Source organism: Dyadobacter sp. CY351 (assembly GCF_021502625.1).
In the GTDB taxonomy this organism is placed as follows: Bacteria; Bacteroidota; Bacteroidia; order Cytophagales; family Spirosomataceae; genus Dyadobacter; species Dyadobacter chenhuakuii.
On the sequence record NZ_JAKFFU010000011.1, the window covers coordinates 23,257 to 45,364 of the forward strand.

The 22,108-nt window shown below is 45.0% G+C and carries 19 protein-coding genes; 7 read left to right on the plus strand and 12 right to left on the minus strand.

The genetic code is table 11. The annotated features are described in order from the left end of the window. The first annotated feature begins 73 nt into the window (after positions 1-73). Positions 74-1,141 (plus strand): ferredoxin--NADP reductase, encoded by a 1,068-nt coding sequence (locus L0660_RS19200; protein WP_235160904.1) that lies wholly within the window; start codon positions 74-76, stop codon positions 1,139-1,141. 65 nt (positions 1,142-1,206) lie between these two features. On the opposite strand, the gene L0660_RS19205 is transcribed toward L0660_RS19200, so the two are convergent. The 10 genes from L0660_RS19205 to lipB form a co-directional block, all read right to left on the minus strand. Beyond that, positions 1,207-3,138 (minus strand): M56 family metallopeptidase, encoded by a 1,932-nt coding sequence (locus L0660_RS19205; protein ID WP_235160907.1) that lies wholly within the window; start codon positions 3,136-3,138, stop codon positions 1,207-1,209. A gap of 2 nt (positions 3,139-3,140) precedes the next feature. Further along, the gene (locus tag L0660_RS19210; protein ID WP_026631911.1) at positions 3,141-3,515 is read right to left on the minus strand and encodes a BlaI/MecI/CopY family transcriptional regulator; all 375 of its coding nucleotides are present in this window, start codon (positions 3,513-3,515) and stop codon (positions 3,141-3,143) included. A gap of 252 nt (positions 3,516-3,767) precedes the next feature. Next, the gene (gene dnaN / locus L0660_RS19215; protein ID WP_233799181.1) at positions 3,768-4,892 is read right to left on the minus strand and encodes a DNA polymerase III subunit beta; all 1,125 of its coding nucleotides are present in this window, start codon (positions 4,890-4,892) and stop codon (positions 3,768-3,770) included. A gap of 105 nt (positions 4,893-4,997) precedes the next feature. Beyond that, positions 4,998-6,653 (minus strand): gliding motility-associated ABC transporter substrate-binding protein GldG, encoded by a 1,656-nt coding sequence (gene gldG / locus L0660_RS19220; protein WP_235160908.1) that lies wholly within the window; start codon positions 6,651-6,653, stop codon positions 4,998-5,000. Positions 6,654-6,762: 109 nt separating this feature from the next. Next, positions 6,763-7,770, minus strand: a complete 1,008-nt coding sequence (locus L0660_RS19225) for a phytanoyl-CoA dioxygenase family protein (RefSeq protein ID WP_235160910.1) — start codon at positions 7,768-7,770, stop codon at positions 6,763-6,765. A gap of 84 nt (positions 7,771-7,854) precedes the next feature. Next, the gene (locus tag L0660_RS19230) at positions 7,855-8,745 is read right to left on the minus strand and encodes a DUF1080 domain-containing protein (RefSeq protein ID WP_235160913.1); all 891 of its coding nucleotides are present in this window, start codon (positions 8,743-8,745) and stop codon (positions 7,855-7,857) included. Positions 8,746-8,901: 156 nt separating this feature from the next. Further along, positions 8,902-11,283 (minus strand): ribonuclease R, encoded by a 2,382-nt coding sequence (gene rnr, locus L0660_RS19235; RefSeq protein ID WP_235160917.1) that lies wholly within the window; start codon positions 11,281-11,283, stop codon positions 8,902-8,904. A 56-nt stretch (positions 11,284-11,339) separates the two neighbouring features. Next, positions 11,340-12,074, minus strand: coding sequence for a 3'-5' exonuclease (locus L0660_RS19240; protein WP_235160920.1), 735 nt, complete (start codon positions 12,072-12,074; stop codon positions 11,340-11,342). A gap of 26 nt (positions 12,075-12,100) precedes the next feature. Continuing rightward, positions 12,101-12,514: a hypothetical protein gene (locus L0660_RS19245; RefSeq protein ID WP_235160922.1), complete on the minus strand. Its 414-nt coding sequence runs from the start codon at positions 12,512-12,514 to the stop codon at positions 12,101-12,103. Between the two features lie 11 nt (positions 12,515-12,525). Next, positions 12,526-13,239, minus strand: coding sequence for a lipoyl(octanoyl) transferase LipB (gene lipB / locus L0660_RS19250; protein ID WP_235160923.1), 714 nt, complete (start codon positions 13,237-13,239; stop codon positions 12,526-12,528). Positions 13,240-13,328: 89 nt separating this feature from the next. Between lipB and L0660_RS19255 the strand changes: the two genes are divergently transcribed. Continuing rightward, positions 13,329-13,688, plus strand: coding sequence for a YraN family protein (locus L0660_RS19255; RefSeq protein ID WP_235160925.1), 360 nt, complete (start codon positions 13,329-13,331; stop codon positions 13,686-13,688). A gap of 19 nt (positions 13,689-13,707) precedes the next feature. Here the strand turns inward: L0660_RS19255 and L0660_RS19260 are convergent, their stop codons facing one another. After that, complete coding sequence (locus L0660_RS19260) at positions 13,708-14,577, minus strand: AraC family transcriptional regulator (RefSeq protein WP_235160928.1); 870 nt, start codon at positions 14,575-14,577, stop codon at positions 13,708-13,710. Positions 14,578-14,713: 136 nt separating this feature from the next. Between L0660_RS19260 and L0660_RS19265 the strand changes: the two genes are divergently transcribed. From L0660_RS19265 to L0660_RS19275, 3 genes are all read left to right on the plus strand, one after another. Beyond that, on the plus strand, positions 14,714-15,532 hold the full coding sequence (locus L0660_RS19265) for a phytanoyl-CoA dioxygenase family protein (RefSeq protein ID WP_235160930.1): 819 nt from the start codon (positions 14,714-14,716) through the stop codon (positions 15,530-15,532). 78 nt (positions 15,533-15,610) lie between these two features. Further along, positions 15,611-15,931 carry an L-rhamnose mutarotase gene (gene rhaM, locus L0660_RS19270; RefSeq protein WP_235160932.1) on the plus strand — a complete coding sequence of 107 codons (321 nt, stop codon included), beginning with the start codon at positions 15,611-15,613 and terminating at the stop codon, positions 15,929-15,931. Between the two features lie 64 nt (positions 15,932-15,995). Continuing rightward, on the plus strand, positions 15,996-16,442 hold the full coding sequence (locus L0660_RS19275; protein WP_235160933.1) for a barstar family protein: 447 nt from the start codon (positions 15,996-15,998) through the stop codon (positions 16,440-16,442). Here the strand turns inward: L0660_RS19275 and pnuC are convergent. Continuing rightward, a complete protein-coding gene (gene pnuC / locus L0660_RS19280) occupies positions 16,424-17,038 on the minus strand; it encodes a nicotinamide riboside transporter PnuC (RefSeq protein ID WP_235160934.1) in 615 nt (204 codons plus the stop codon). The genes L0660_RS19275 and pnuC overlap by 19 nt on opposite strands. Positions 17,039-17,333: 295 nt before the next feature. Between pnuC and mfd the strand changes: the two genes are divergently transcribed. Together mfd and L0660_RS19290 are read left to right on the plus strand one after the other, a co-directional pair. Beyond that, the gene (gene mfd, locus L0660_RS19285) at positions 17,334-20,687 is read left to right on the plus strand and encodes a transcription-repair coupling factor (protein ID WP_235160935.1); all 3,354 of its coding nucleotides are present in this window, start codon (positions 17,334-17,336) and stop codon (positions 20,685-20,687) included. A gap of 105 nt (positions 20,688-20,792) precedes the next feature. Continuing rightward, on the plus strand, positions 20,793-22,064 hold the full coding sequence (locus L0660_RS19290) for an SUMF1/EgtB/PvdO family nonheme iron enzyme (RefSeq protein WP_026631927.1): 1,272 nt from the start codon (positions 20,793-20,795) through the stop codon (positions 22,062-22,064). Positions 22,065-22,108: the final 44 nt, after the last annotated feature.

A 22,108-nucleotide genomic window follows, 5' to 3' on the forward strand; every position in this document is an offset into this window, starting at 1 on the left:
TCATGGGTGTTACCTGTGAGGCTTTTGTATTCCCGGCCCAAGGGGATCGGCCGTTCATCGCAACATTTGAATAATGAGTAAGTATTATTTTTTGAAGGTTAAAGAAATAGAAAAGGAGACGGAAGAGGCTTCGACACTGCATTTCTGGCATCCGCTGAATGAAGTGGTGGCTTACAGGCCAGGGCAGTTTTTAACATTGCTTTTGCCGGTTGATGATAAGAAAATCCGGCGTTCCTATTCCATGTCGAGTTCGCCTTATACGGATGTTTCCCTGGCCATCACGATCAAAAGGGTGCCCGGTGGTTATGCTTCTAATCTGCTTTTGGATACGATTAAAGTCGGCGATACATTGGAAGTAATGGAGCCGATGGGCGCATTTTTTCCCAAACAAAGTGACGACCAAACACGGCAGGTTGTGTTTATAGGAGCGGGAAGCGGTGTGACACCATTGTTTTCTATACTGAAATCTGTGTTGATGGTCGAGCCGGAAAGTGAAGTTTTCCTGATTTACGGCAGCCGGAATGAGGAAAGCATTATTTTTAAAGATAAGCTCGATGCATTACAGGCCAAATATGGCGAGCGCTTGAAAGTGGTGCATACATTAAGTCAGCCGTCGGAAAATTGGGAAGGGGAAAAGGGGCGTTTGAATAAAAGTCATTTGCTCAAAATCGTTGAAAAGCTGCCTACATTGAATAAGGCCGAGGCCGAATTCTTTCTTTGCGGGCCAGAAGATATGATGGAGGAAGCGCATCGGGCATTGGCGATTTTGGCTATTCCGGAAAACAAAATCCGGAAAGAAAGCTTCATGACCGCCACTGCCGCACAACCTGGGGAAGTGACTTTGGATGAAGAAGACGATACATTGAAAACGCGCGAAATCACATTATTCTATGAAGGCGCGGAATACAAATTACCTGTAAAACCGCATGAAACAGTGCTCGAAGCGGCATTGAATATGGACATTGACCTGCCTTACTCGTGTCAGGCGGGCATGTGCACGGCTTGCTTGGGCAGATGTACTTCCGGAAAAGTGCATTTGGACGAAGAGGATGCACTTTCAGAGGCAGAATTGAATGAAGGATTTATTCTCACTTGCGTAAGTCATCCCATGAGTGATGACGTGATTATTGAAGTAGAGTAAATTTGAAATATTCCAAAAAAGCCGGTTACACATTGCTGTAACCGGCTTATTTGCATTTTGTCTAATTATTTTTCCGCTGGTGCTGCTGGTGCCGCGGGCGGAGCAGGAGCTTTCGGTGCTTTTGCCTTTGCAGGCGCGGGCGGTGGAGGTGGCGCTTGTCCGCTCCGGATAGAAGTGGCCTTTGCGGGTCGAGGAACACGTGCAACCCTTGCTCTTGGGATGGATCTGGCTTCGAAGCGCGCAAGACCAAGTGATTCAACGCCCATTTTCTCACCGATCAATTCCATCTTTTCACGAAGGCCTTCCATTTCCTTTTCAAGATTTCGGATCGGCTCTTCTGCTTTTAATGTTTCTTTTCTCGTAGAAGCGATTTGTGCATTCAGCTCGGAAATAGTTTGCTCTTGTGCTTTGATCTGTTGTTCGAAATCAGCCAGTTGCTTTTCCAGTTCCTGTTCGTTAATCTTGGCATCATTGGAACGGGATTTTTCCAGAAGCGAGGATCTTTTTTCCATCAGATCTTCGCGCAGCTCCATAGCGCCTTCTTTTTTCCAATCGAGCTTTTCCATATTCCTTTCCACACGCTCCACCTCGAACCGGTATTTTTCCATTTCGAGATTAAGCTCCTCAATACGCTGATTATATGGCTCCATTTCTGCCTGCAATGCTTGCAGCTTGCGATGGATCTCGTTCATCTTTTTCTGCGTCGAGTCGTTCATGAAGGGAACGTCTGCCATACCGGCGAAGTCAATTTCAGGGACTTCAAACTCGGGAATTTCAATTGAAGGGATGTCAAAATCTGGGATGCTTATTTCCGCAACATCATCTACTTGAATGTCAATCGGTTCGTTAGCAGCAATTTGGTAAACATTACCCTCCTTAACTTTATAAGTGTGCTGCTTGTGCTTTTTGCTGATCGGTTTTGTGATCTTTTTTGCCTCTTTTTGCTTGTCACTTTTTTGGGCGACAGCATAAACGGAAACACCAATGGCCAAACTTAATGCAAAAAATATGATGGGGAAATTACCAAGTGTCCTGGCAGGCTTAGGGCTTATGCCCATAACGCGCTGAATCCGTTGTAAAAGCAATGGTTTTTTAGAGGCAAAGGCCATCGCGAAACCAGGGGTGTGCTGCCATTCGGCTACTTTTACCAATGCGTGCGCCAGCGACATTTTATCCCCGCAAACGCTCAGTGCAATGTCGTCACAGCAATGTTCACGTTCCGCCCGGATTCGGTCCGATAGCCACCATATGGCAGGATGGAAAAAGAAAACAACTTCAACAAAAGATTGCAGCATGTTGATCAAATAATCATTGCGACGGATATGCGCCAGTTCGTGTGCCAAAATCGCCTCCACTTGTGAAGTCGAAAATCCGGAAAGCAAACCGATCGGAATCAACACGACCGGGCTAAGGGCTCCAATGACCATAGGCGTTACAATTTTGGCGGACTCCCGGAATTCAACCGATTGCGTAATATTCATTTTCGCGATCATCACGCCAAATCGGGCACGCCATTCTTTATCCATGACAATGTTGGCTTTTGTGCGCAATCTTTCTGTAAAGATCCATCCGCCTGCAAAACGCAAGAGCAGAAAAGCAGCGCCGATGAGCCAACATACAACCAGTTCGTTTAAATGGGCCGATAGCCAAAACTGAACCTTAAACGAAAGTGGAAGTTGTGAATCCATCGCACGGTTCATCGTGGAACTGGCCAAATGGATCATTTCATTGGAGTTAGCGCCAACGCCTGCGTCCACTATTGCCGCTGAGGTTGCTTTAAAATAATAATAAATGAATGTGAGTCCGGATACGAAAACCTGAGCGGCTAAAAATCCGGCGCCAAAAACGTATTTCAGATTAGCAGATTGGCGGCGAAGCAGATAGAAGCCAGCTACGGCGATCACAGCGATTAATGTGCCTTGCCAGAGGGAATGAATCAAAGTCCATCCAAAGGAAGTGACGGCTTGGTCAGAAAGAAGGTTTTGGATTATTTTCATGGCTAACGATTGTTTTCAAGATTGTTTAATAACGCACGTATTTCATCTAGTTCTTCTTTGGAGGTGGAATGGTTTCCCAGTGCCTGCATAACCATCTGCGCGGCTGAGCCCTGAAATGCAGTTTCCACCAATTTGCCCAGCAAGTTTTGTTGTGTCTCCTCTTTCCCCAGCAATGCAACATAAATGTGTGAGCGACCCTGTTCGGTGCGATACAAAAGTCCTTTGTCATGCATAATCTGCATGAGCTTTAATGTAGTTGTGTAACCCACATCTTTGGTCACTGACAACGCATCATGCACAGCACGCACGGTGCTGGGGCCTGCTTGCCAGAGGTAATTTAAAATTTCTAATTCGGAATCGGTTGGCTTGATGTACATGGCAGAAATGTTATACGATAATCTTCGTATCAAATGTCTACGAAAAAAATCGTACATGCAAGCCCTAACTACGATTTTTTTCGTAGTTAATTGTTAAAATAAGTTAAAGAGTTGATTGGTAATGAGATAAAGCAAGAAAATCCAGCTGAGCGCAGCTGGATTTTCTTGAACGGGTAAAACCCTAAATTCCTAAAGGGACTTGTTTTACTTAAATAACATCTGTAAGCTCCTTTAAGGGGTTGGGGTAAATTGCTAAACGTAAGTGTTTAACATTACTGGCATTACAAGCATTAAGATATCTTCATTCTCCTCCTGATCCACTGGAATGATCAAACCAGCGCGATTTGGAGCAGATAATTCAAATGTAATTGTCTTGCTGGAAAGGTTACCTAAAACCTCGATGAGGAACTTAGCATTGAAGCCAATTTCCATGTCATCACCATTATATTCGCACATTAAGCGCTCGTTTGCTTCATTGGAATAGTCAAGGTCCTCAGCGGAAATTACGAGGTCGTTCAATGACATTTTCAAGCGAACCTGGTGCGTTGTTCTGTTTGAATAGATAGAAATACGTCTTAGCGAACTAAGGATTTCCATCCTGTTGATGGTAAGCGTATTTTGATTGTTCGTTGGAATCGCATTCTCATAATCCGGGAAACGCTCATCAATAAGACGGCAGATCATGCGGATATTTCCAAAGCTGAAAAAGGCATTGCTGGAAGTAAATTCAGCCTTAACCGGCAAATCTTCGGATGGCAAGCAAGACTTCAACAAGTTCAATGCTTTCCGCTGAATGATCATTGACGTATCTACATCAGATTTGATATCCGTCCGGCGATATCTTACCAAGCGATGACCGTCCGTTGCCACGAATGTTGCGTTTTCTGTCCCCATTTGAACGAAAACCCCGGTCATAGCAGGCCGAAGATCGTCTGTGCTGGTGGCGAACAATGTATTCGCTATGGCCGCACCCAATGCAGACGAAGAAAAGTCAACGGATTGGCCGCGATTAACAGCTGGTGTCTTAGGGAAATCAATTGGATTTTCGCCTGAAAGCTTGTAGCGACCATTGTCAGAGATGATCTCTGTTCCGAATGTTTCACTATTCACTTGCAATGTGATAGGCTGTTCAGGCAGTCCGCGAAGCGTATCCAGCAACAATTTAGCAGGGATCGCAATGGCTCCTTTTTCAGAAGATTCAACCTCGATTTCAGTGATCATCACCGTTTGCAGGTCAGAAGCCGTTACAGTTAATGTATTACCTTCCAGCGATAAAAGGAAGTTCTCAAGAATAGGCACAATTGGGTTCGTTGAAACGACACCGTTTATAGCAGATAGCTGTTTGAGTAGAACTGATGACGAAACGACAAACTTCATAATTCGTGACGTAAGTGTTTAGATGATAAATTTATAGAATGACAGGTTTGAAAAAATCTGTCTTGTAGTGAACAAAAGTATAAAAAATTACCGACGAAGCAGCCCTTATCCGGTGAATTTTCGCATACGAAGATAGTAGCGCAACGCTCCAAAAATCCCGATTAGCGCGATAGGCAAGAGTAAATTGAGTGCCTGCCAGAATTTCTTATTTTCCTGGATCTGGATTTTGTCCAATGCCCGAATGTCGATCTGTTTGTTGCGTGCTTTGATCAATCCGTTTGCGTCCGTCATGTAATCAAGCGCATGCATCACGAAGTCCTTGTTTCCGAATGTTTGTTTCGTCACGCGGTCGTAACCGAGCGGAAGCGGAGCATTCCTTTTATAATCATAATCATTTACAATCAAATCACCGTCTGAGCAAATGATCACTTTCGCCGGACTTCCCTTTGATTTAAATTTTGCAGCGCGTGGGTCGCCCGGTAAAATTCTGTTGGCAAACAGAGATGTGAATGACCCTTCCAAAAGGACACCCGCCAATTTTGCCCCATTGTTATAAGTCGCCGGATCCGGATCCTTACGCGCTTCGTTGTAACCGACCAATGCGGGTGCATTTACGACCTGCGTGTAACCGGAAGTCATTAGTAATGGTGTTTTATTGATTTCAGGAGCGCCGCCAACCGTGTCAATCGAGCTCAAAAATCGTGTGTAAACTGCATTGAGGTTCCTCGTGATCGTATGTGTGCCAAAGTTATTCAGCAAGGGAAAAAAACGCCAGGGCATAGGCCTGATTTCCGGCTTGTCGCCCATATTGCCGACATTCAGCAGAATTTCGGCACAATTTAAGTCTTTCACAAGATTTGTATTCACACGAGCGCCCCATTTGAAGAACAGGTCATTCAGATTAAGATCCTGTGGCTGCGCATAATTCCCATCCAGACTAACGCTGTCGACACGCGCCCCATCAACAAAGAAAAGCGCCTTCCCGCCTCCCATAATGTATTGGTCAAGCTTAAATTTTTCATTATCCGAAAATGCGCTGTCGGGTTTCAACACAAGCAATGCATCGAGTCCCTCATAGGATTCGGGATTGTTCATGTCCAGAAACACATCGTAGCTCTGCTGAATGGTCGCTATCAGGTCGCTCAATCGGGCAGGGGAGATTTTGGTATGACTTACCACCAGCCCGACTTTTTTATGTTCCTGGCTGCCTAAAAGCCGGATAGCGGATGCAATTTCAAATTCTACACCCTCATAGGACTGGTTAAGCTGTTCTTCCGGGGAGCTGGATCTGTTTCCTTTCAGGAGCTGCACCGGGACTGACATCGTATCCGCCTGAACGATTACTCCCGGAAAAATGATCTTTTCCGTTCGTTTGCCATCTTCGTTTGCAAAGACATTGGTTGGGGTTAATCCCCGGTCTACAAGATTTAAATATTGCTTTTGCCTTTGCTCTTCACTGGATGCCTCGGATGGATCCGAATAATTGATGATCAGATGGCCGTTTGCGTAGGTTTTAAATTCCTCTAATGTTTCCCGAGTCGCACTTTCCAGCCTTTCAAAACCGGCGGGCAGATCGCCATTTAGGTAAACATTAACAATAATATCTTTGTCCAGATCACTTAAAAGCTGTTTTGTAGCCTCCGAAATGCTATAACGCTTATCCTCCGTAAGATCCCATCGAAAGAAGAATTGTGAAGCCAACCAGTTTACCCCGGCGAGCAAACCTATAATCAAGACTAACCGGAGTGTTGTGTTTTTCATTCAGGGAGATTGGCAAATGATATAAAACAAAAAATGGACGATGCTGTGTCCAGTATAAACGTCCATTTTTTGCAAAAATATAAAAAACCAAAAATGAATTGGTTATTAATTATTTCAATACATCCTCGGATTGGGGGAAAACAGGGTTGTTATAGATGTAAACGCCATTGAACTCCTGCTTAACAGGCTCCTGGGTCACAAAATTTCTGTGGTAAGGCAATGCCTGTTCAGTTGAATAATGGCAAACGAACGATTTTCTGGTTTGTTCCGGATTGGTGATCATTGAACCTCCGTGCGCGAGCGCTGCGTGCCAGATCAGCACATCACCTTTCTTAATGAGCAATGTTTCCTTCGGATACTGATGCTCTGCACAGGTTTTGTCGAGATACTGAGCAAATTCGAGCGGTGATTTGGTTGAATCTTTTTTGAACAAAATACCGCTTCCGAAATCAAATTTCGGCATTTTATGTGAGCCAATGTAGTAATAAAGCGGGCCTGAATCGATTTTAATGTCTTCCAAAGCAATCCACGCGGCTGCCAGGTGGCTTGGAATTTTGGCTGTTACCCAAGGAAAATCCTGATGCGTGGGCTGCTGGCTTCCATACATAAAGACGAGGCTCTGCATGACCACCACTTTTTGATTAAAAATTGCTTCCAGGAATGAAACAATGGAAGGATGCGTCATCAGTTTTTTCCCTGCCACCGATGAGTTGTGGAAATCATTGATCTTCACATATTTACCCAGTAATGCTTCTTTTGGGAATTCCCTAATGTTTCGTTCCTGATTTGGTTTAAACTCATCCAGATCTATGCGGACAGAGAGGTCATATTTGTCAGGATTTTGCACCAGCTCCTGGAAATCGCCCCAGAATTTATCGATCATTTCTTCCGGGATAACATTCTCGAGAACGGCGTAACCTTTTTGTTCCCAGTTTTCGAGCTTTTCTGCCATGTTATAAGGCACTTTGTAACGAGGTGGATGTTTTGCCAGGAAGTCGGCAATGTTGGCACCAGGCTTGTCAATCCAGGGGAGCGTAGAAGAGTCAAATTCTTTTAAAGGGAAATAATGGTCTTTAAGAGATTCGGCCTTGCGAATGACGCGCTGAACAATGCTCATGTTGTAATGGGTTAAAGAAAATGATGTTACCAAATATAATCAAAACTACTTGGCGTGACGGAGCAAATGCGTCACCGCTGGCTACTACTTATTAAACGTGCAACTGCTGTTGTCCGCGTACCGATAATAAGACTTATAGTTAGACGCTTTCGGATCCATACAACCCTTTAAATTGAGCAATTGAATGTTCCTGAAATCAATGGGATGGCTTTCGGCCTGAAGTGCGATGTAACCGCTTCCAAGCGGCGTATTGTCTTTGCGCACCCATTCCGCTTCGCTGCCTACTTTCCCATCTTTAAATGTATGATTTTTACCAACATAACCACCACCAATTTTTGGATTTGTAAACACCAGGACGGTGTCGCCTTCGATCATATGGTAAACGATCGAGTCGCCCAATACAATCGCCTCGGCAGTTACCCACTGGTCTCCATTGTAAGTTTTTGAGCTGGAATTGATGCAATGTGCCTCATCCACTTTGCCATTGATCTCCACAATCGTTCCGGGTGTACAAAGGTTGCCCGTTGTGCGTTCACCTGCATTTAACCCGCCCAAATATTGCATTTCCAGAGAAATAGGGAAGTCCTGATCGAGGCCTAAGCTTGCAGCAGACTGCGAATGAAGCATTATGCCGCTGTTTCTCACATTCCAGGAAGCCCCGCCGGGCACCTGATTGCCAGTAAAGCGATATTGGAGCCGGATCTTATAATGAGAAAAGGGCTTGTTGTAATACATATGCCCGTATTCGGTCGTAAACTTATCGTATTCCTTATAGTTCACCCGGATCATGTTGTCCTCAACAATGAAGGTGTTTTTGTAATTATCATTCACCTTATGCCCCGCAATCTTAATGTCCCAGCCCGTCAGGTCTTTGCCATTGAACAATGATTGCCATTCTTCCTTGTCAGCGGCTTTTTGGGCTTTTAAGCTGATGGATAAGAATAGAAAAGATAGGAGTGCTAGGTTTTTGAGCATTGGATTTTTGATTTTTTTGTTGCCACGGATGCACGAATGTTCACGAATAACGATTAGTGAAAATTCGTGTATCCGTGGCAAAACATCAAAGCACGAATCGCTTAAATTCTAACTTACCTCGTGCGAAATTAACCAATGGCAAGCTTACCCGCCTAACTATCGCCGCTTGCGGCGCTCTTTCGGCTTCGGTGCGGAAGAGGAGCGGGAAGATGAAGTTGATGAACGTCCGCTTTTTCCGGAAGAACGCGACTCGCGCGACTCTCTGGGTCGCCTGTCCCGATCACCCGAGCCATTGTTATTTCTAGCTGGCGATGGGATCGTTCCAGCCAGATACAAATCCATGCTTCTCCTGGCAAGGTTCGTGTCTTTTACCTTTACTTTCACCTTGTCGCCGAAAGTATAGATCTTCTTGGTACGCTGACCCAGAAGCCGGTAATTTTCCTTATCAAGCTCGTAATAATCATCTCCAAGGTCTGTCATACGGATCAGGCCTTCGGAAGCGGTCTCCGTTATTTCGACGAAAATCCCGAATTCAGTTACGCCGGTAATGATCCCGTCAAACTCGCGGTCTTTATCCATCATACTCATGTACTCAACCTGCTTGTATTTGATCGAAGCCCTTTCGGCCTCCGCGGCGAGCCTTTCTCTTTCAGACGAATGCTTGGACGCCTCTTCATAGCTTTCACTAGGCACAGAATTGCCACCATCCAGATAATGTTGCAACAGCCTGTGCGCCATCACGTCCGGGTAACGACGAATGGGCGACGTAAAATGGGAATAGCGTTGGAAAGCCAGTCCGAAATGGCCCAGATCATCAATACTATACCTTGCCTTTGCCATGGTTCGCACCGCCAGGGATTCGATCAGGTTTTGCTCCGGTTTGCCTTCTACTTTTGAAAGCATGCTGTTCATGGATTTGGCGATTTTATTTTCCTCCTCCACTTCGAGTTTATAGCCCAGTTTACCAACGAAATTGGCGAAAGTCTGCAAACGGTCGGTGTCCGGTGCTTCATGGACCCGGTACACCATTGTATTTTTATTCTCGCCTTTTGAAAGTGAAAACACATATTCCGCCACCCTTTTGTTGGCCAGAAGCATGAATTCTTCAATTAGCTTGTTCGAATCGTGGCGTTCTTTGGTATAAATGCCCAGCGGTTTTCCTTGCTCGTCCAGCTTGAACCGAACTTCCGTTGTCTCAAAATTAATGGCGCCGTTTTTGAACCGTTCTTTCCTCAGGATTTTGGCAAGCGTATTCAATGTGTTCAGCTCGCGCGGATAATCTCCCTCTCCCGAATCCAAAACGGCTTGCGCTTCTTCATAGGAGAATCGCCTGTCCGAATGTATGACTGTCCTGCCAAACCATTCTTTGAGCACTTTTCCTTTCGGACTTATTTCAAAAATCGCTGAGAACGATAACTTATCCTCGTTAGGGCGAAGTGAGCAAAGATTATTAGACAGTTTTTCAGGAAGCATCGGGACAGTCCGGTCCACCAGATAAACTGATGTAGCACGGCGGTAAGCTTCTTTTTCCAACTCGGTTCCAGGCAGTACATAATGCGAAACGTCCGCAATGTGCACGCCGACTTCAACATTACCTTCATCCAGATAACGCACAGAAAGTGCATCGTCAAAATCTTTCGCATCAACCGGGTCGATTGTAAACGTCAGCACGTCACGGATATCTTTCCGTTTTGCAATGTCCTTTTTTGAAATCTTATCCGGAATTCGCTGGGCTTCCGCTTCAACTGTTTCAGGAAAATGATAGGGAAGTCCGAACTCAGCAAGAATGGCATGCATTTCGACATCATTGTTACCCGCTTTTCCAAGAACTTCAACGATCTCGCCCTCCGCCTGGCTTCTGCGCGTAGGCCATTGGGTAACTTTTACAATCACCTTATCACCGTTCTCCGCGTCCTTAACCTCTTCCGGTTCAATGTAAATAGGGTCAAAAAGCTTCTTGTTATCCGGTTGGACGACAGCATAGCGGGACGTAATTTCTATCACCCCGACAATATCGGTGCCCGATCGTTCCACAATCTCCGCAACGCGACCTTCCACACGGGTTTTGCCCGAATCATTGCGGCCGGATCTTGAATTCCGACTGTTTTTTGTCAGTGGCTGAACCGTCACAATGTCGCCATCCCAGGCGCCGTTCAGCATTTCGGATTCAATGTAAATGTCGTCTTCACGACCCTCAATGATCACAAATGCAAACGACTTGTTAACACGGTCTACGCGGCCGGTCAGCCCTTTTTTAACTTCTTTATTCGGCCCGGCTGTGTAACCGCCGTTTTGGTGCATAAGCCTTCCTGACTCTTCCAGCTCATGTATGATTTCATTAAAAAGCGCCCTGACCTTCTTATCCTGAACGCCAAAATGGTCGTGGATATCAAACGGCCGGAACGTCTGCTCACTGTTCAGATCGAAGAAAGCCGCAATATCAGCCTTCAAATTATCGATGTAGGAAACGATATGATGAGGCGCTTTGGCCTCTTTCTTATCATTGCCTTGTTTATCTTTTATCTTTTTATCTCTCATTTATTCTTAATGTAATGCCTTCACATATGTAAAAGCGGATTGCTGGCTCCGTCCACTCATTCTATCCGAATAATATTCTCCGGCCGGACGGCTTTGAAACAGTGTAATCTCAGATAAAGCTGTGCCAGTACGACAACATCTTCCCTGCAATATCGACAAATTTTGGCCAGATCTTTTTCTTCCCAATAAACCCGCGTTACCTGGTCGCCGCTCATTTCATTTTTACTGCCGGGAATATCGAAAACGGCTGCAAGCAAGTCCAGGGAAGTGTAACTTTTATAATCACCAAATTTCCAAAGGTCCATTGTGTCCTGATGCAGGATTTCCCATGGTTTTTTACCCGAAATCTGTAAAGCTTTTGGAATTTCGATGCAATGGATCAGCATTCGGCGGCACAGGAAGGGGAAGTCGAATTCCTTACCGTTATGTGCGCACAAAATGAGTTGCTCGGGTGGATATTTCTCTATTAACGCTTTGAACTGCAGAAGAATATCTGCCTCATCATCTCCGGAAAAGCTGCTGACTTTAAACGAAATTTCATCGTGATCATTCCAGTAAAATGCACCGAATGCAATGCATACAATCTTTCCGAATTCCGAGTAAATGGCGCCGCGATCATAGAAATATTCCGCATTGGAGAGCGTCTCGTCGCCTTTCCTGAAACTCAGGGTTTTTTTGTCCCAAAGCTTCTGCATCCGTTCGGGGAGCTGGTCATAGGATGCGAATGCAGAGACCGTTTCAATGTCAAGTAACAAGAAGTTCTTGGCACGCTTTCTAAATTCATCAGTCATAATGTGTGTTTGGTATAAAATTCCCGCTACTCGTGCACTACTCCCTCCAGACCAAGCGGGCTGATCTGGATCAGGTTATCTTCAATAATGCTGTCGGGCACGAAGATAAACTTTTTATCGTATATCTGATTTTCAATGAAATAGCTCACCCAAAATTCATTGTTAAGATGAAAAACATCGGGCATAATAGGCTCAACAACAGCATGTTCGCCTGCATTTATTAAGGGAAAGAAATGCCTTAATGTGGAAGTGCGCTGGTCCGCATTTGTGCCTGATTCACCGCTGCCGTAACCTTTTGACGTAACAAAAACGTTGGTGATCGGCTGCGCATTCCGGTTGATCACGATCACGTTCCATTCTTCTGCCTGCGCTTCATTGATACTCCTTACAATTGCAACCTGTATGCCCTGAACGGGATGAAATATGATGTCTTTTTTCATTAATTCTCTACTTACAGCTCCATTTGGAACAGTCCTGCTAAATGATTTTTTAATTTATCTGAAACTTCCTGCATATCCAAGTCCCTGCCCAATTCCGCTGCCATGGAAGTAACTGCCTTATCCTGAATGCCGCACGGCACAATGTTGCCAAAATAAGAAAGATCCGTATTAACATTCAAAGCAAAACCATGCATCGTAACCCACCGGCTAGATTTCACCCCTAATGCACAGATTTTTCTAGGATTTTTTTGTTCTTCAAAATCAAACCAAACGCCCGTCAAACCATTAATCCGACCGGCGATTAGCCCATAATCAGCTAATGTTAGGATTATCGCCTCCTCCAATGTCCTCATATAGAGGTGAATGTCTGTAAAAAAGTTATCCAGATCAAAAATCGGGTAACCAACGATCTGGCCGGGACCATGATAAGTAATGTCGCCGCCGCGGTTGATTTTGTAATATTTTGCCTGTTTTGCCAAAAGATCATTCTCACCAAGAAGCAAATGATCCGCTTTTCCACTTTTCCCGAGCGTATAAACGTGCGGATGCTGGCAAAAAAGCAAATAGTTGGGAGTTAAAAGCTGCTCGTCCGTACCGAGATTCCGGTTCGCCGTCTTCACAGAGATCGTCTCCGCAAAAATCTTCTCCTGATAATCCCAAGCCTCCTGATAATCAATCAGCCCCAGATCCTGGAAATGAACATGTTTGTTGATGAGGGTATTCATTTAAAATTTTTGTGACCAATTTATTTTCCAACGTCTTAATGTTGGAAGTGGTTTAATATTTAACACACATTAACACGTAAATTGTTCTCATGGCAGCACATAATGACCTCGGAAACTGGGGTGAAGATCAGGCAGCGGCGTTTTTGGCGCAGAAGGGGTTTGAGATTGTCGAGAAAAACCATCGCAACCGATATTCCGAAATCGACCTCATTGTTACAAAAGACAAGATGCTAATCTTCGTCGAAGTCAAAACGCGCAGCAACACAGGTTTTGGCATGCCCGAAGAATTTGTAAACGTGACCAAAGCCCGCCTGATCATGCGTGCAGCCGAACATTACATTTTCGAAAAAGACTGGATGTTCGACATCCGCTTCGACATTGTTTCCATCCTGATTCAACCAGACGGGAAGTCTGACATTTATCACATTGAGGATGCTTTTTGTAAGTGAGACCGTGTAAATAACCAATTTAAAGCCCCTTCTGAAAGCTTTTTCTATAATTAAGCGGGCTCATTTTCATGCGCCTTTTGAAGAGTTTATAAAAATGGGAGACGTCGCCAAAACCGCTGTCAAAGGAGATTTCCGAAACCGGCCGGTCTGTTGACAGCAACTGTTGCACGGCGAAATTGATGCGGTAATCGATTACTGTGTCCAGAAAAGTTTTGTTGGTAACCCTTTTGAAATATTTACAAAAAGCATTGGGTGACATATTAACAACCGCTGACACCTCATTCAGCACAATATCATTCCGGAAATTATCGATAATGTAGCCCAGCGCCGCATTAATGCGATCCTTATTACTATTGATCTGAGTGGCGACAACACCGTCCTGGTCCAGCAGGACGAATTCTTTGGAATCGGCCAGATCTTCGAGAATGTCCAGTAACAGCAGCATTTTTTTCAAAGCATTTTCTTCCTGCGCCAAAACGCTCATTCTGGCGCCTATTTCCCTGGCAGTTTGTCCCGTGAAATGAATGCCGTGTGCGCTGATTTTTAGCAGGTTGCGAATGTTAGACAGTTCTGGTCTGTCAAAGAAGTCGGTTCCCAGGAAACTTTTGTCAAACTGCGCTACGATAGACTTGGCGTGAAAGCCAGGCGTTGAAATGCTTTCCGATTTCCAGGAATGCGGCAGATCCGAGCCCAGTAACACAAGATCTCCGTCGTTAAAATCGGCCATTTGCTTGCCTACATAGCGCTTCCCTTTCCCTTTCAGGATCAATGTAAGTTCAAATTCGGGATGAAAATGATAGGGGACGTTAAACTTTTCGAGATTGAATGAGTTAACCAGAAACGACGCATCCGATCCGGAATTAATCGTCTCAAATAGGGCCTTTATCATTGACTATCTTAATCGTAGTAGAATTGTTGAGGTAAAACTAGATAATATTAGCCACAAAATATCCATTATTAGCCTAGCCACCAACAACAAAAGAGCCGAAATTTGAAATTGATTATTCCTAAACTCTTAAAAAGTTATGACGACCAGAACTGCTCCCGATCTGGCTGATTTTAAGGCAATCTCTGAAACTGAAATCAATGCATTCAGAGAAAATGGTCATGTGCTCATCCCTGGCGTGCTGAATGAAGCGGAAGTGTCTCATTACAGGGACGTTATCAACGCTGCTGCCACAAAGTTCAACACCGAAAAGCGAAAGCTGGAAGACAGGGACACGTATGGAAAAGCTTTTTTACAGATTACAAATTTGTGGGAAGTGGACGAAAACGTGAAGAATTATGCATTGGCCAAACGCTTTGGAAAAATTGCCGCAGACCTTTTGGGAGTAGAAAACGTCAGAATTTACCACGACCAGGCTCTTTATAAGGAGCCTGGCGGTGGCTTTACCCCCTGGCACCAGGACCAATATTACTGGCCTGTTGATACCAAAAACACCATTACCATGTGGATGCCGCTGATTGATATAGACGTCGATATGGGCATGCTTACATTTGCTTCTGGGTCGCATCGGGCCGGTTTTGTTGAGAATGTGCCCATTTCCGATGAATCGGAGGCTATGCTTGAAAAATTTATTCAGGATAAGGGTTTCAAAATTGCGCGTGCACAAACCATGAAAGCGGGCGATGCGACCTGGCATTATGGCTGGACATTGCATTCCGCTCCGGGAAACAAATCGGCTGATACGATGCGTGAAGTAATGACCATTATTTTCATAGCCGACGGCGCAAAAGTGACGGAACCTAAAAATAAACACCAGGAAGCCGACCGGCAGCGCTGGATGTGCGGCCAGTCGGCTGGCCAAGCCCTTAATTCTCCACTGAATCCATTGATCCTTTAAAAAAATCCGTCCGCACGGCATTAGAAAAGTGTTGGCACCGGGCTTAAACACATTCAGGGTTTAACCAAAATCGCCTTAATGGAGCAGGACAAAATTTCAGCATTCCGGATGCAATTGAAGCCGGGTAATGAGGTAGAATATAAAAAACGTCACGATGAGATCTGGCCTGAGCTGGCGCAACTGCTTAAAGACGCGGGCATTAAGGAATATTACATCTTTCTGGACGAGGTTACATTAGCTCTTTTTGCATTCCAAAAATTGGGAAGCAATGATCAGACCGCAGGTTTGGCATCATTGCCGATCATGAAAAAGTGGTGGGATTACATGGCAGATTTAATGGAGGTTAATGCAGACAATTCGCCGCAAACAGTTTCCTGCCCGGAGGTTTTCCGACTTTGACAGCTGATTTACGGTGTTGCAATTTTATTTTTTCTAACTTGCAGCTCTGTAATCCGCCGAAAATATGAAGAACACGCACTTCCTGATCACCAGGGAGCAATCGGATGTCCGGACCTTGTTTCTGGGCGCATTCATCGCGCAAGTCGATGGCAGCAAAGCCACTTCACTCAAAGATTTTTACCAGGAAATTTCCACAGCCATGCACTTCCCCGAACATGACGGGAAAAATCTCGATGCGCTGGACGAAATGCTGAATGATCTGGAATGGATCAAAGAGCAAAAAGTGATCATTTACATTGAAAATTCGGCTGATTGGCTCGCCAGGGAAAAATCCGAGGAGAAACTGCTTTCGGTGATCGACATTCTGGATGCCACGGCGGAGGATTGGAAATGGATGGATGAGGAAGAAGAAGGAACGCCGAAAAAGGAATTGCAGATCGTTTTCCACGATTCGGAACGCATCCGCACATTGCTTGACGAGCAGGAAATTCCTTACTGGGTTTTGAGTTGAACCACGTCACGCTTCCATTGTACATAGCCGCCTACTGCCAGCGCGAGAAAAACAGCATATAATATGGCCGTCAAATGCAGGTCTTTGTAAAAATACATGACCACGTAACAGGCATCCGCAATAATCCACAAGATCCAGTTTTCCAGATATTTACGCGCCATCATCCATTGCCCGATCAGGCTGGCTACAGTCAATGCGGAATCGGCATAAGTAAGGCTGGCGTCTGTAAATTTGCCTAATAAAAATCCCCACGAAGCGGTTATAGCGATGAAAATCAAGCCGAAAACAGGATACATCCGAACTGGCGTGCGGGTTACACTGATCCCGTCGTGATTTTTCCCTCCAAATTTCCACATCCACCAGCCATAAATGCTCGTCAGGAAATAATAACCCTGTAAACCTGTATCAGCATAGAGCCGGACCTGCCAGAAAACGATCGCATACAGCACTGCATTTACAATCCCGAAAAGCCATCCCCAGACATTCTGTTGCGTATTTAAATAAACACAGATTGCGCCGGTAATAAAGCCCAGTATTTCAAGCCAGGTGGTGGCAATGCCCGCCAGAGAAATGGTTTGATTGAGCCAATCGGTCATATTTTCAGTGCTTTCAATGATTATCCGGCTAAATATATCAGCTCCGGGGCGATTAACAATTTTGTAATTTGCCGTGTTCTGTGTTTCCAGCTATTTTTGTGATAAGATAGCACGGCAGGCAAAGTGGCAGACATTTGAGATATGCTGTTTGTGGCAAATAGTTTGTGGCAAATAGTTTGTGGCAAACATTTTGTATAAAACCGTTGTTATTTAAAATGCCGGTCAGGGAAAATCCTGAAACGGCTTTTTGCATTTACATTCACTTAGCGAACACCGCTTTATTTACGATACATAATTGGAAGTTAAAGACTTACTAACACTCTACAAAGGAGACAGTTATCTCGATATCCTGAGTACGCAAATTGCCTCAAAAGATCCCGAAGCGGCGCATGTACAGATCAAAGGATTGGTGGGGAGCCTGGATGCGGTTGTGGCCGCGTCTATCCAGGAAAAAAAGAAGAGCCCGGCCGTTTACATTTTGAGTGACAGGGAGGAGGCTGCTTATTTTCAGAATGACTTGCAGAATCTGATCGGCAAAACGGAAGTTTTGTTCTACCCGACCTCCTATAAACGCCCTTATCATTACGAGGAAGTGGATAATGCCAATGTCCTCATGCGCGGCGAAATCCTGAACAAGCTGAGCGGCAGCAAATCATTGCCAACCCAAATCGTCACTTATCCGGAAGCATTGTTTGAAAAAGTGATCAATAAGCGGTCGCTGAAAGCCAACACATTTTCGGTGAAAGTGGGCGAGAAGCTTGATCCGTCATTTTTGACAGAGTTTCTGACCAGTTATGGCTTCGAGATTACGGATTTTGTGTTTGAAGCGGGTCAGTTTTCCGTGCGTGGAGGGATTTTGGATGTGTTTTCATTTGCTAATGAGCATCCGTTCCGTATTGAATTGTTTGGCGATGAGGTGGAGAGCATCCGTTCTTTTGACCCGGATACACAGCTTTCGATCGAGAGTGCGAAGCAGATCAACATTGTTCCGGACATTCAGCAAAAATTGTCACAGGAAACACGGGAGTCGTTCCTTAATTTCTTTGCGCCGGAGACGGTTCTCTGGTTTAAGGATGCTGAGCTGACATTGGAAATCATTGAAAGTTGTTTTGAGAAAGCGGAAAAAGCCTTGCAGGAAGTGACCGGAGGCGGCATTCAGATTGTTTCCAATCCGCAGGACCTTTTCGAAACGCGCAGGGGATTTCTGAACCAGGTTAAGAAGTTCAAAACCGTTGAATTTGGTAAAAAAGGTTATTTCAAAACAGAAAACAAGCTTCCTTATTCTTCCAAACCGCAGCCTTCATTTAATAAGGATTTCAAAAGACTGCTCGACGATCTTTCCGAAAACCAATCGAAAGGTTATGTCAACATTATTGTTGCCGAGCAGCCCAAGCAGCTCGATCGGCTTGAAAGGATTTTTGAAGACCTGGATCCATTTGTAAAATTCCGACCAATGCACATTTCGCTGCGGGAAGGATTTGTGGATGATAACTTAAAGGTGGTTTGCTACACCGATCACCAGATTTTTGCCCGTTTTCATAAATACAGACTTAAAGAAAAATTCAGCAAATCAAAGGCGATCACGCTCAAAGAGCTTAAATCGCTGCATCCGGGCGACTTTGTAACCCATGTGGATTATGGAATCGGCCGCTTCGCAGGCATGGAGCGGAAGGACGTAAATGGTAAGGAGCAGGAGGCGATCCGGCTGATTTACAGAGACAATGATTTGCTTTATGTGAGTGTGCATAACCTGCATAAGATCGCAAAATACACGGGTAAGGAAGGCACGCCGCCCGCCATGAGCAAGTTGGGTTCTGGTGAATGGGAAGCCAAAAAATCGAAGGTCAAGAAGCAGCTCAAAGACATTGCGCACGAGCTCATTGCGCTTTATGCCAAGCGGCGCCAGGCACCGGGTTTTCCGTTCTCGCCCGACAATTATATGCAAGCCGAGCTGGAATCGTCCTTTTTATACGAAGATACGCCCGACCAGGCTACGGCGACAGCCAATGTAAAAGAGGATATGGAAAAAGCGCATCCGATGGACCGGCTGGTTTGCGGGGACGTGGGTTTTGGTAAAACCGAAATCGCGATCCGCGCGGCTTTTAAGGCCGTTTGCGACAGTAAGCAGGTTGCTGTACTGGTGCCGACGACCATTTTGGCGATGCAGCATTTCAAGACATTCAGTGAACGATTAGGCGATTTTCCTGCAAAAGTAGGTTATATCAACCGTTTCAAATCTCCCAAAGAAATCAAAGAAACGCTGAAACAAGCCGAAGAAGGCAAGATTGACATATTAATAGGCACGCACCGCATTCTGAATAAGGATGTGAAATTCAAGGATTTGGGGCTCTTAATTGTCGATGAGGAGCAAAAATTTGGGGTTAAGGCCAAAGACAGATTAAAGGAAATGCGGGTGAATGTGGATGTGCTGACATTAACGGCGACGCCGATCCCCAGAACGTTGCATTTCTCGCTTATGGGCGCACGCGACCTTTCTGTTATCGCTACGCCACCGCCTAACCGTCAGCCGGTTACGACGGAAGTGCATACATTCAGTGAAGAGTTTATAAGGGATGCGATCAGCTTCGAAGTGCAGCGCGGCGGACAGGTTTTCTTCGTCCATAACCGTGTAAATGACATTGAATCCATTGCCAACATTGTTTTGCGCCTCGTTCCGGATGTACGCATAGGCATCGCACACGGGCAAATGGACGGTGATAAGCTCGAAAAAGTAATGGTCAATTTCATCGAAGGCGAATATGATGTGCTGGTTTCGACCAACATTATTGAGTCTGGAATTGACATTGCGAATGCGAACACCATTATTATTAATTCGGCGCATATGTTTGGTTTGTCCGACTTGCACCAGATGCGCGGGCGTGTAGGACGTTCCAATAGAAAAGCTTTCTGTTATTTGCTAACGCCTTCTGTTTCCACATTAGCGAGCGATTCGCGGAAGCGTCTGCAGACATTGGAAGAGTTTTCTGAGTTGGGGGATGGTTTCAAGGTGGCTATGCGCGATTTGGACATTCGCGGCGCAGGGAACCTGCTGGGTGCGGAGCAGAGCGGTTTTGTGAATGATCTGGGCTATGAGCTATATCACAAAATGTTGGATGAAGCTGTTTCAGAATTGAAGAATAATGAGTTTAAAGATCTGTTCTCCAATGCCTTAGGTCTGCCATCCAAGTTGGTTCCGGATTGCCAGATCGAAACCGATTTTGCGACACTGATTCCTGATGATTATGTCAAAAATATTTCAGAAAGATTGTCGTTATATACCCGCCTCGACAACATTTCGACGGAAGAGGAGCTTGCCAAATTCGAGAAAGAGATCCTCGACCGGTTTGGCCCGGTTCCTGGCGAAGTGGAAGATCTGTTGAAAACCGTTCGTTTGCGCTGGGAAGCAGAGCTTTTGCACTTCGAAAAATTAACTTTGAAAAGCAATACATTGAAAGGCTACTTCGTTACTTCGCAGAACGACGAATTCTTTCAGTCTCCGAAGTTCGGGCAGGTGATTGATTACATTAAACAACACCCAAGAAAAATTGCTTTAAAAGACCAGAAAAGCAAGCTAATGCTCATTTGTGAAGACATTAAAAGCATTGAGCAAGCCAGAAAGGTTCTGATGGAGATGACCGGGTCACGATGACCAATAATTGATTTTTAAAAATAATTTCTTTTCATTTCTTACATTTGCGATTTCGCATACTATAAAAATACCAAACACTTAAGTCACTTTAAAGCAATGATTTGCATGCATAAGATGGGTATCCGGTCGATCGCGTTGATTCTGATTGTGTTATTAGCGGCTACTGCCTGTAGTAAAAAGAAACGACCAACCAGTCTTAAACCTGGTAAAACGAGCTCTAAAACGGGTTTGGCTTACAATGGCAAAGACGGGTTCGAGGTTAAACAGTACAAAGCATTGCCAGCAGGCCCCGACCTTGTTTATATCGAAGGCGGCCGGTTTACAATGGGTTCTTTGGAAGAGGAAGTGATGGGAAGACGTGACAATCCAAAGCGTACTGTCAGTATCCAATCATTTTACATGGACCAGACAGAGGTGGCAAATGTCCATTATCTTGAATATCTAAACGCAGTTCAAAGAGATTCATCTGAGGAATTTTACAGTAAAGCATTGCCTGATACCAACGTTTGGTACAATGAATTATCATTCAACGATTCATATGTGACCATGTATTTGCGTCACCCAGGCTTCCGTCTGTATCCGGTTGTGGGTGTGTCGTGGGTTCAGGCAAATGATTATTGCGCTTGGAGAACGGCGGCAGTAAGTCAGGCTAACAATACAGCCGGACAAGCAGCAGCGGGTCCTAAGAAGAAAAAAGGCTTCTCTTTTGGCAAGAAGAAAAAAGATGCAGCAGCGGCAGACGCGGCAGTTGCAGCGACGGATGCACCGGCACCACAGCTTAGAATTGAAAGTGGTTACGTAATGCCTCCTTACCGTCTTCCAACAGAAGCAGAATTTGAATATGCTGCGATTGCGATGATTGGAACACAATATTCTGATGAAAACCAATCTAACCAGCGTATTTATCCATGGGACGGCTCCACAATGCGTCAGCCACGCGGCCGTAAGCAGGGAACAATGCTTGCCAACTTCAAACGTGGTCCTGGTGACTACGCAGGTATCGCAGGTAAATCCAATGACGGAGCGATCATTACACAAGAAATTCGCTCGTATCCTGCCAACGACAATGGTCTTTATGACATGGCTGGAAACGTAAGCGAATGGGTTTATGACGTTTATCGTCCGCTTTCAAACAGCGATGTAAATGATTTGAACTCTTTCCGTCGCGATGGATATCAGGATGAGGCTAAAAATTACGATAACAAAAACAGCAACTCCCTGGTAAACGATAATTTGAGAGTTTACAAAGGTGGCTCCTGGTCAGACGTTGCATACTGGTTATCACCAGGAACACGTCGCTATATGGATCAGGATTCAGCGACTGCAATGGTAGGTTTCCGTTGCGCAATGATCGCAACTGGAAGTCGTAAAGAATAGGATTAGATTTAAAAGAATATATGGAAGGCGTTGCTCATCGGGCA

What these genes read in the sequence shown, in the direction of transcription:
- L0660_RS19200 (WP_235160904.1), top strand. Translation starts at nt 74, where the DNA reads ATGAGTAAGTATTATTTTTTGAAGGTTAAAGAAATAGAAAAGGAGACG.
- L0660_RS19205 (WP_235160907.1), bottom strand. Translation starts at nt 3,138, where the DNA reads ATGAAAATAATCCAAAACCTTCTTTCTGACCAAGCCGTCACTTCCTTT.
- L0660_RS19210 (WP_026631911.1), bottom strand. Translation starts at nt 3,515, where the DNA reads ATGTACATCAAGCCAACCGATTCCGAATTAGAAATTTTAAATTACCTC.
- dnaN (WP_233799181.1), bottom strand. Translation starts at nt 4,892, where the DNA reads ATGAAGTTTGTCGTTTCGTCATCAGTTCTACTCAAACAGCTATCTGCT.
- gldG (WP_235160908.1), bottom strand. Translation starts at nt 6,653, where the DNA reads ATGAAAAACACAACACTCCGGTTAGTCTTGATTATAGGTTTGCTCGCC.
- L0660_RS19225 (WP_235160910.1), bottom strand. Translation starts at nt 7,770, where the DNA reads ATGAGCATTGTTCAGCGCGTCATTCGCAAGGCCGAATCTCTTAAAGAC.
- L0660_RS19230 (WP_235160913.1), bottom strand. Translation starts at nt 8,745, where the DNA reads ATGCTCAAAAACCTAGCACTCCTATCTTTTCTATTCTTATCCATCAGC.
- rnr (WP_235160917.1), bottom strand. Translation starts at nt 11,283, where the DNA reads ATGAGAGATAAAAAGATAAAAGATAAACAAGGCAATGATAAGAAAGAG.
- L0660_RS19240 (WP_235160920.1), bottom strand. Translation starts at nt 12,074, where the DNA reads ATGACTGATGAATTTAGAAAGCGTGCCAAGAACTTCTTGTTACTTGAC.
- L0660_RS19245 (WP_235160922.1), bottom strand. Translation starts at nt 12,514, where the DNA reads ATGAAAAAAGACATCATATTTCATCCCGTTCAGGGCATACAGGTTGCA.
- lipB (WP_235160923.1), bottom strand. Translation starts at nt 13,239, where the DNA reads ATGAATACCCTCATCAACAAACATGTTCATTTCCAGGATCTGGGGCTG.
- L0660_RS19255 (WP_235160925.1), top strand. Translation starts at nt 13,329, where the DNA reads ATGGCAGCACATAATGACCTCGGAAACTGGGGTGAAGATCAGGCAGCG.
- L0660_RS19260 (WP_235160928.1), bottom strand. Translation starts at nt 14,577, where the DNA reads ATGATAAAGGCCCTATTTGAGACGATTAATTCCGGATCGGATGCGTCG.
- L0660_RS19265 (WP_235160930.1), top strand. Translation starts at nt 14,714, where the DNA reads ATGACGACCAGAACTGCTCCCGATCTGGCTGATTTTAAGGCAATCTCT.
- rhaM (WP_235160932.1), top strand. Translation starts at nt 15,611, where the DNA reads ATGGAGCAGGACAAAATTTCAGCATTCCGGATGCAATTGAAGCCGGGT.
- L0660_RS19275 (WP_235160933.1), top strand. Translation starts at nt 15,996, where the DNA reads ATGAAGAACACGCACTTCCTGATCACCAGGGAGCAATCGGATGTCCGG.
- pnuC (WP_235160934.1), bottom strand. Translation starts at nt 17,038, where the DNA reads ATGACCGATTGGCTCAATCAAACCATTTCTCTGGCGGGCATTGCCACC.
- L0660_RS19290 (WP_026631927.1), top strand. Translation starts at nt 20,793, where the DNA reads ATGCATAAGATGGGTATCCGGTCGATCGCGTTGATTCTGATTGTGTTA.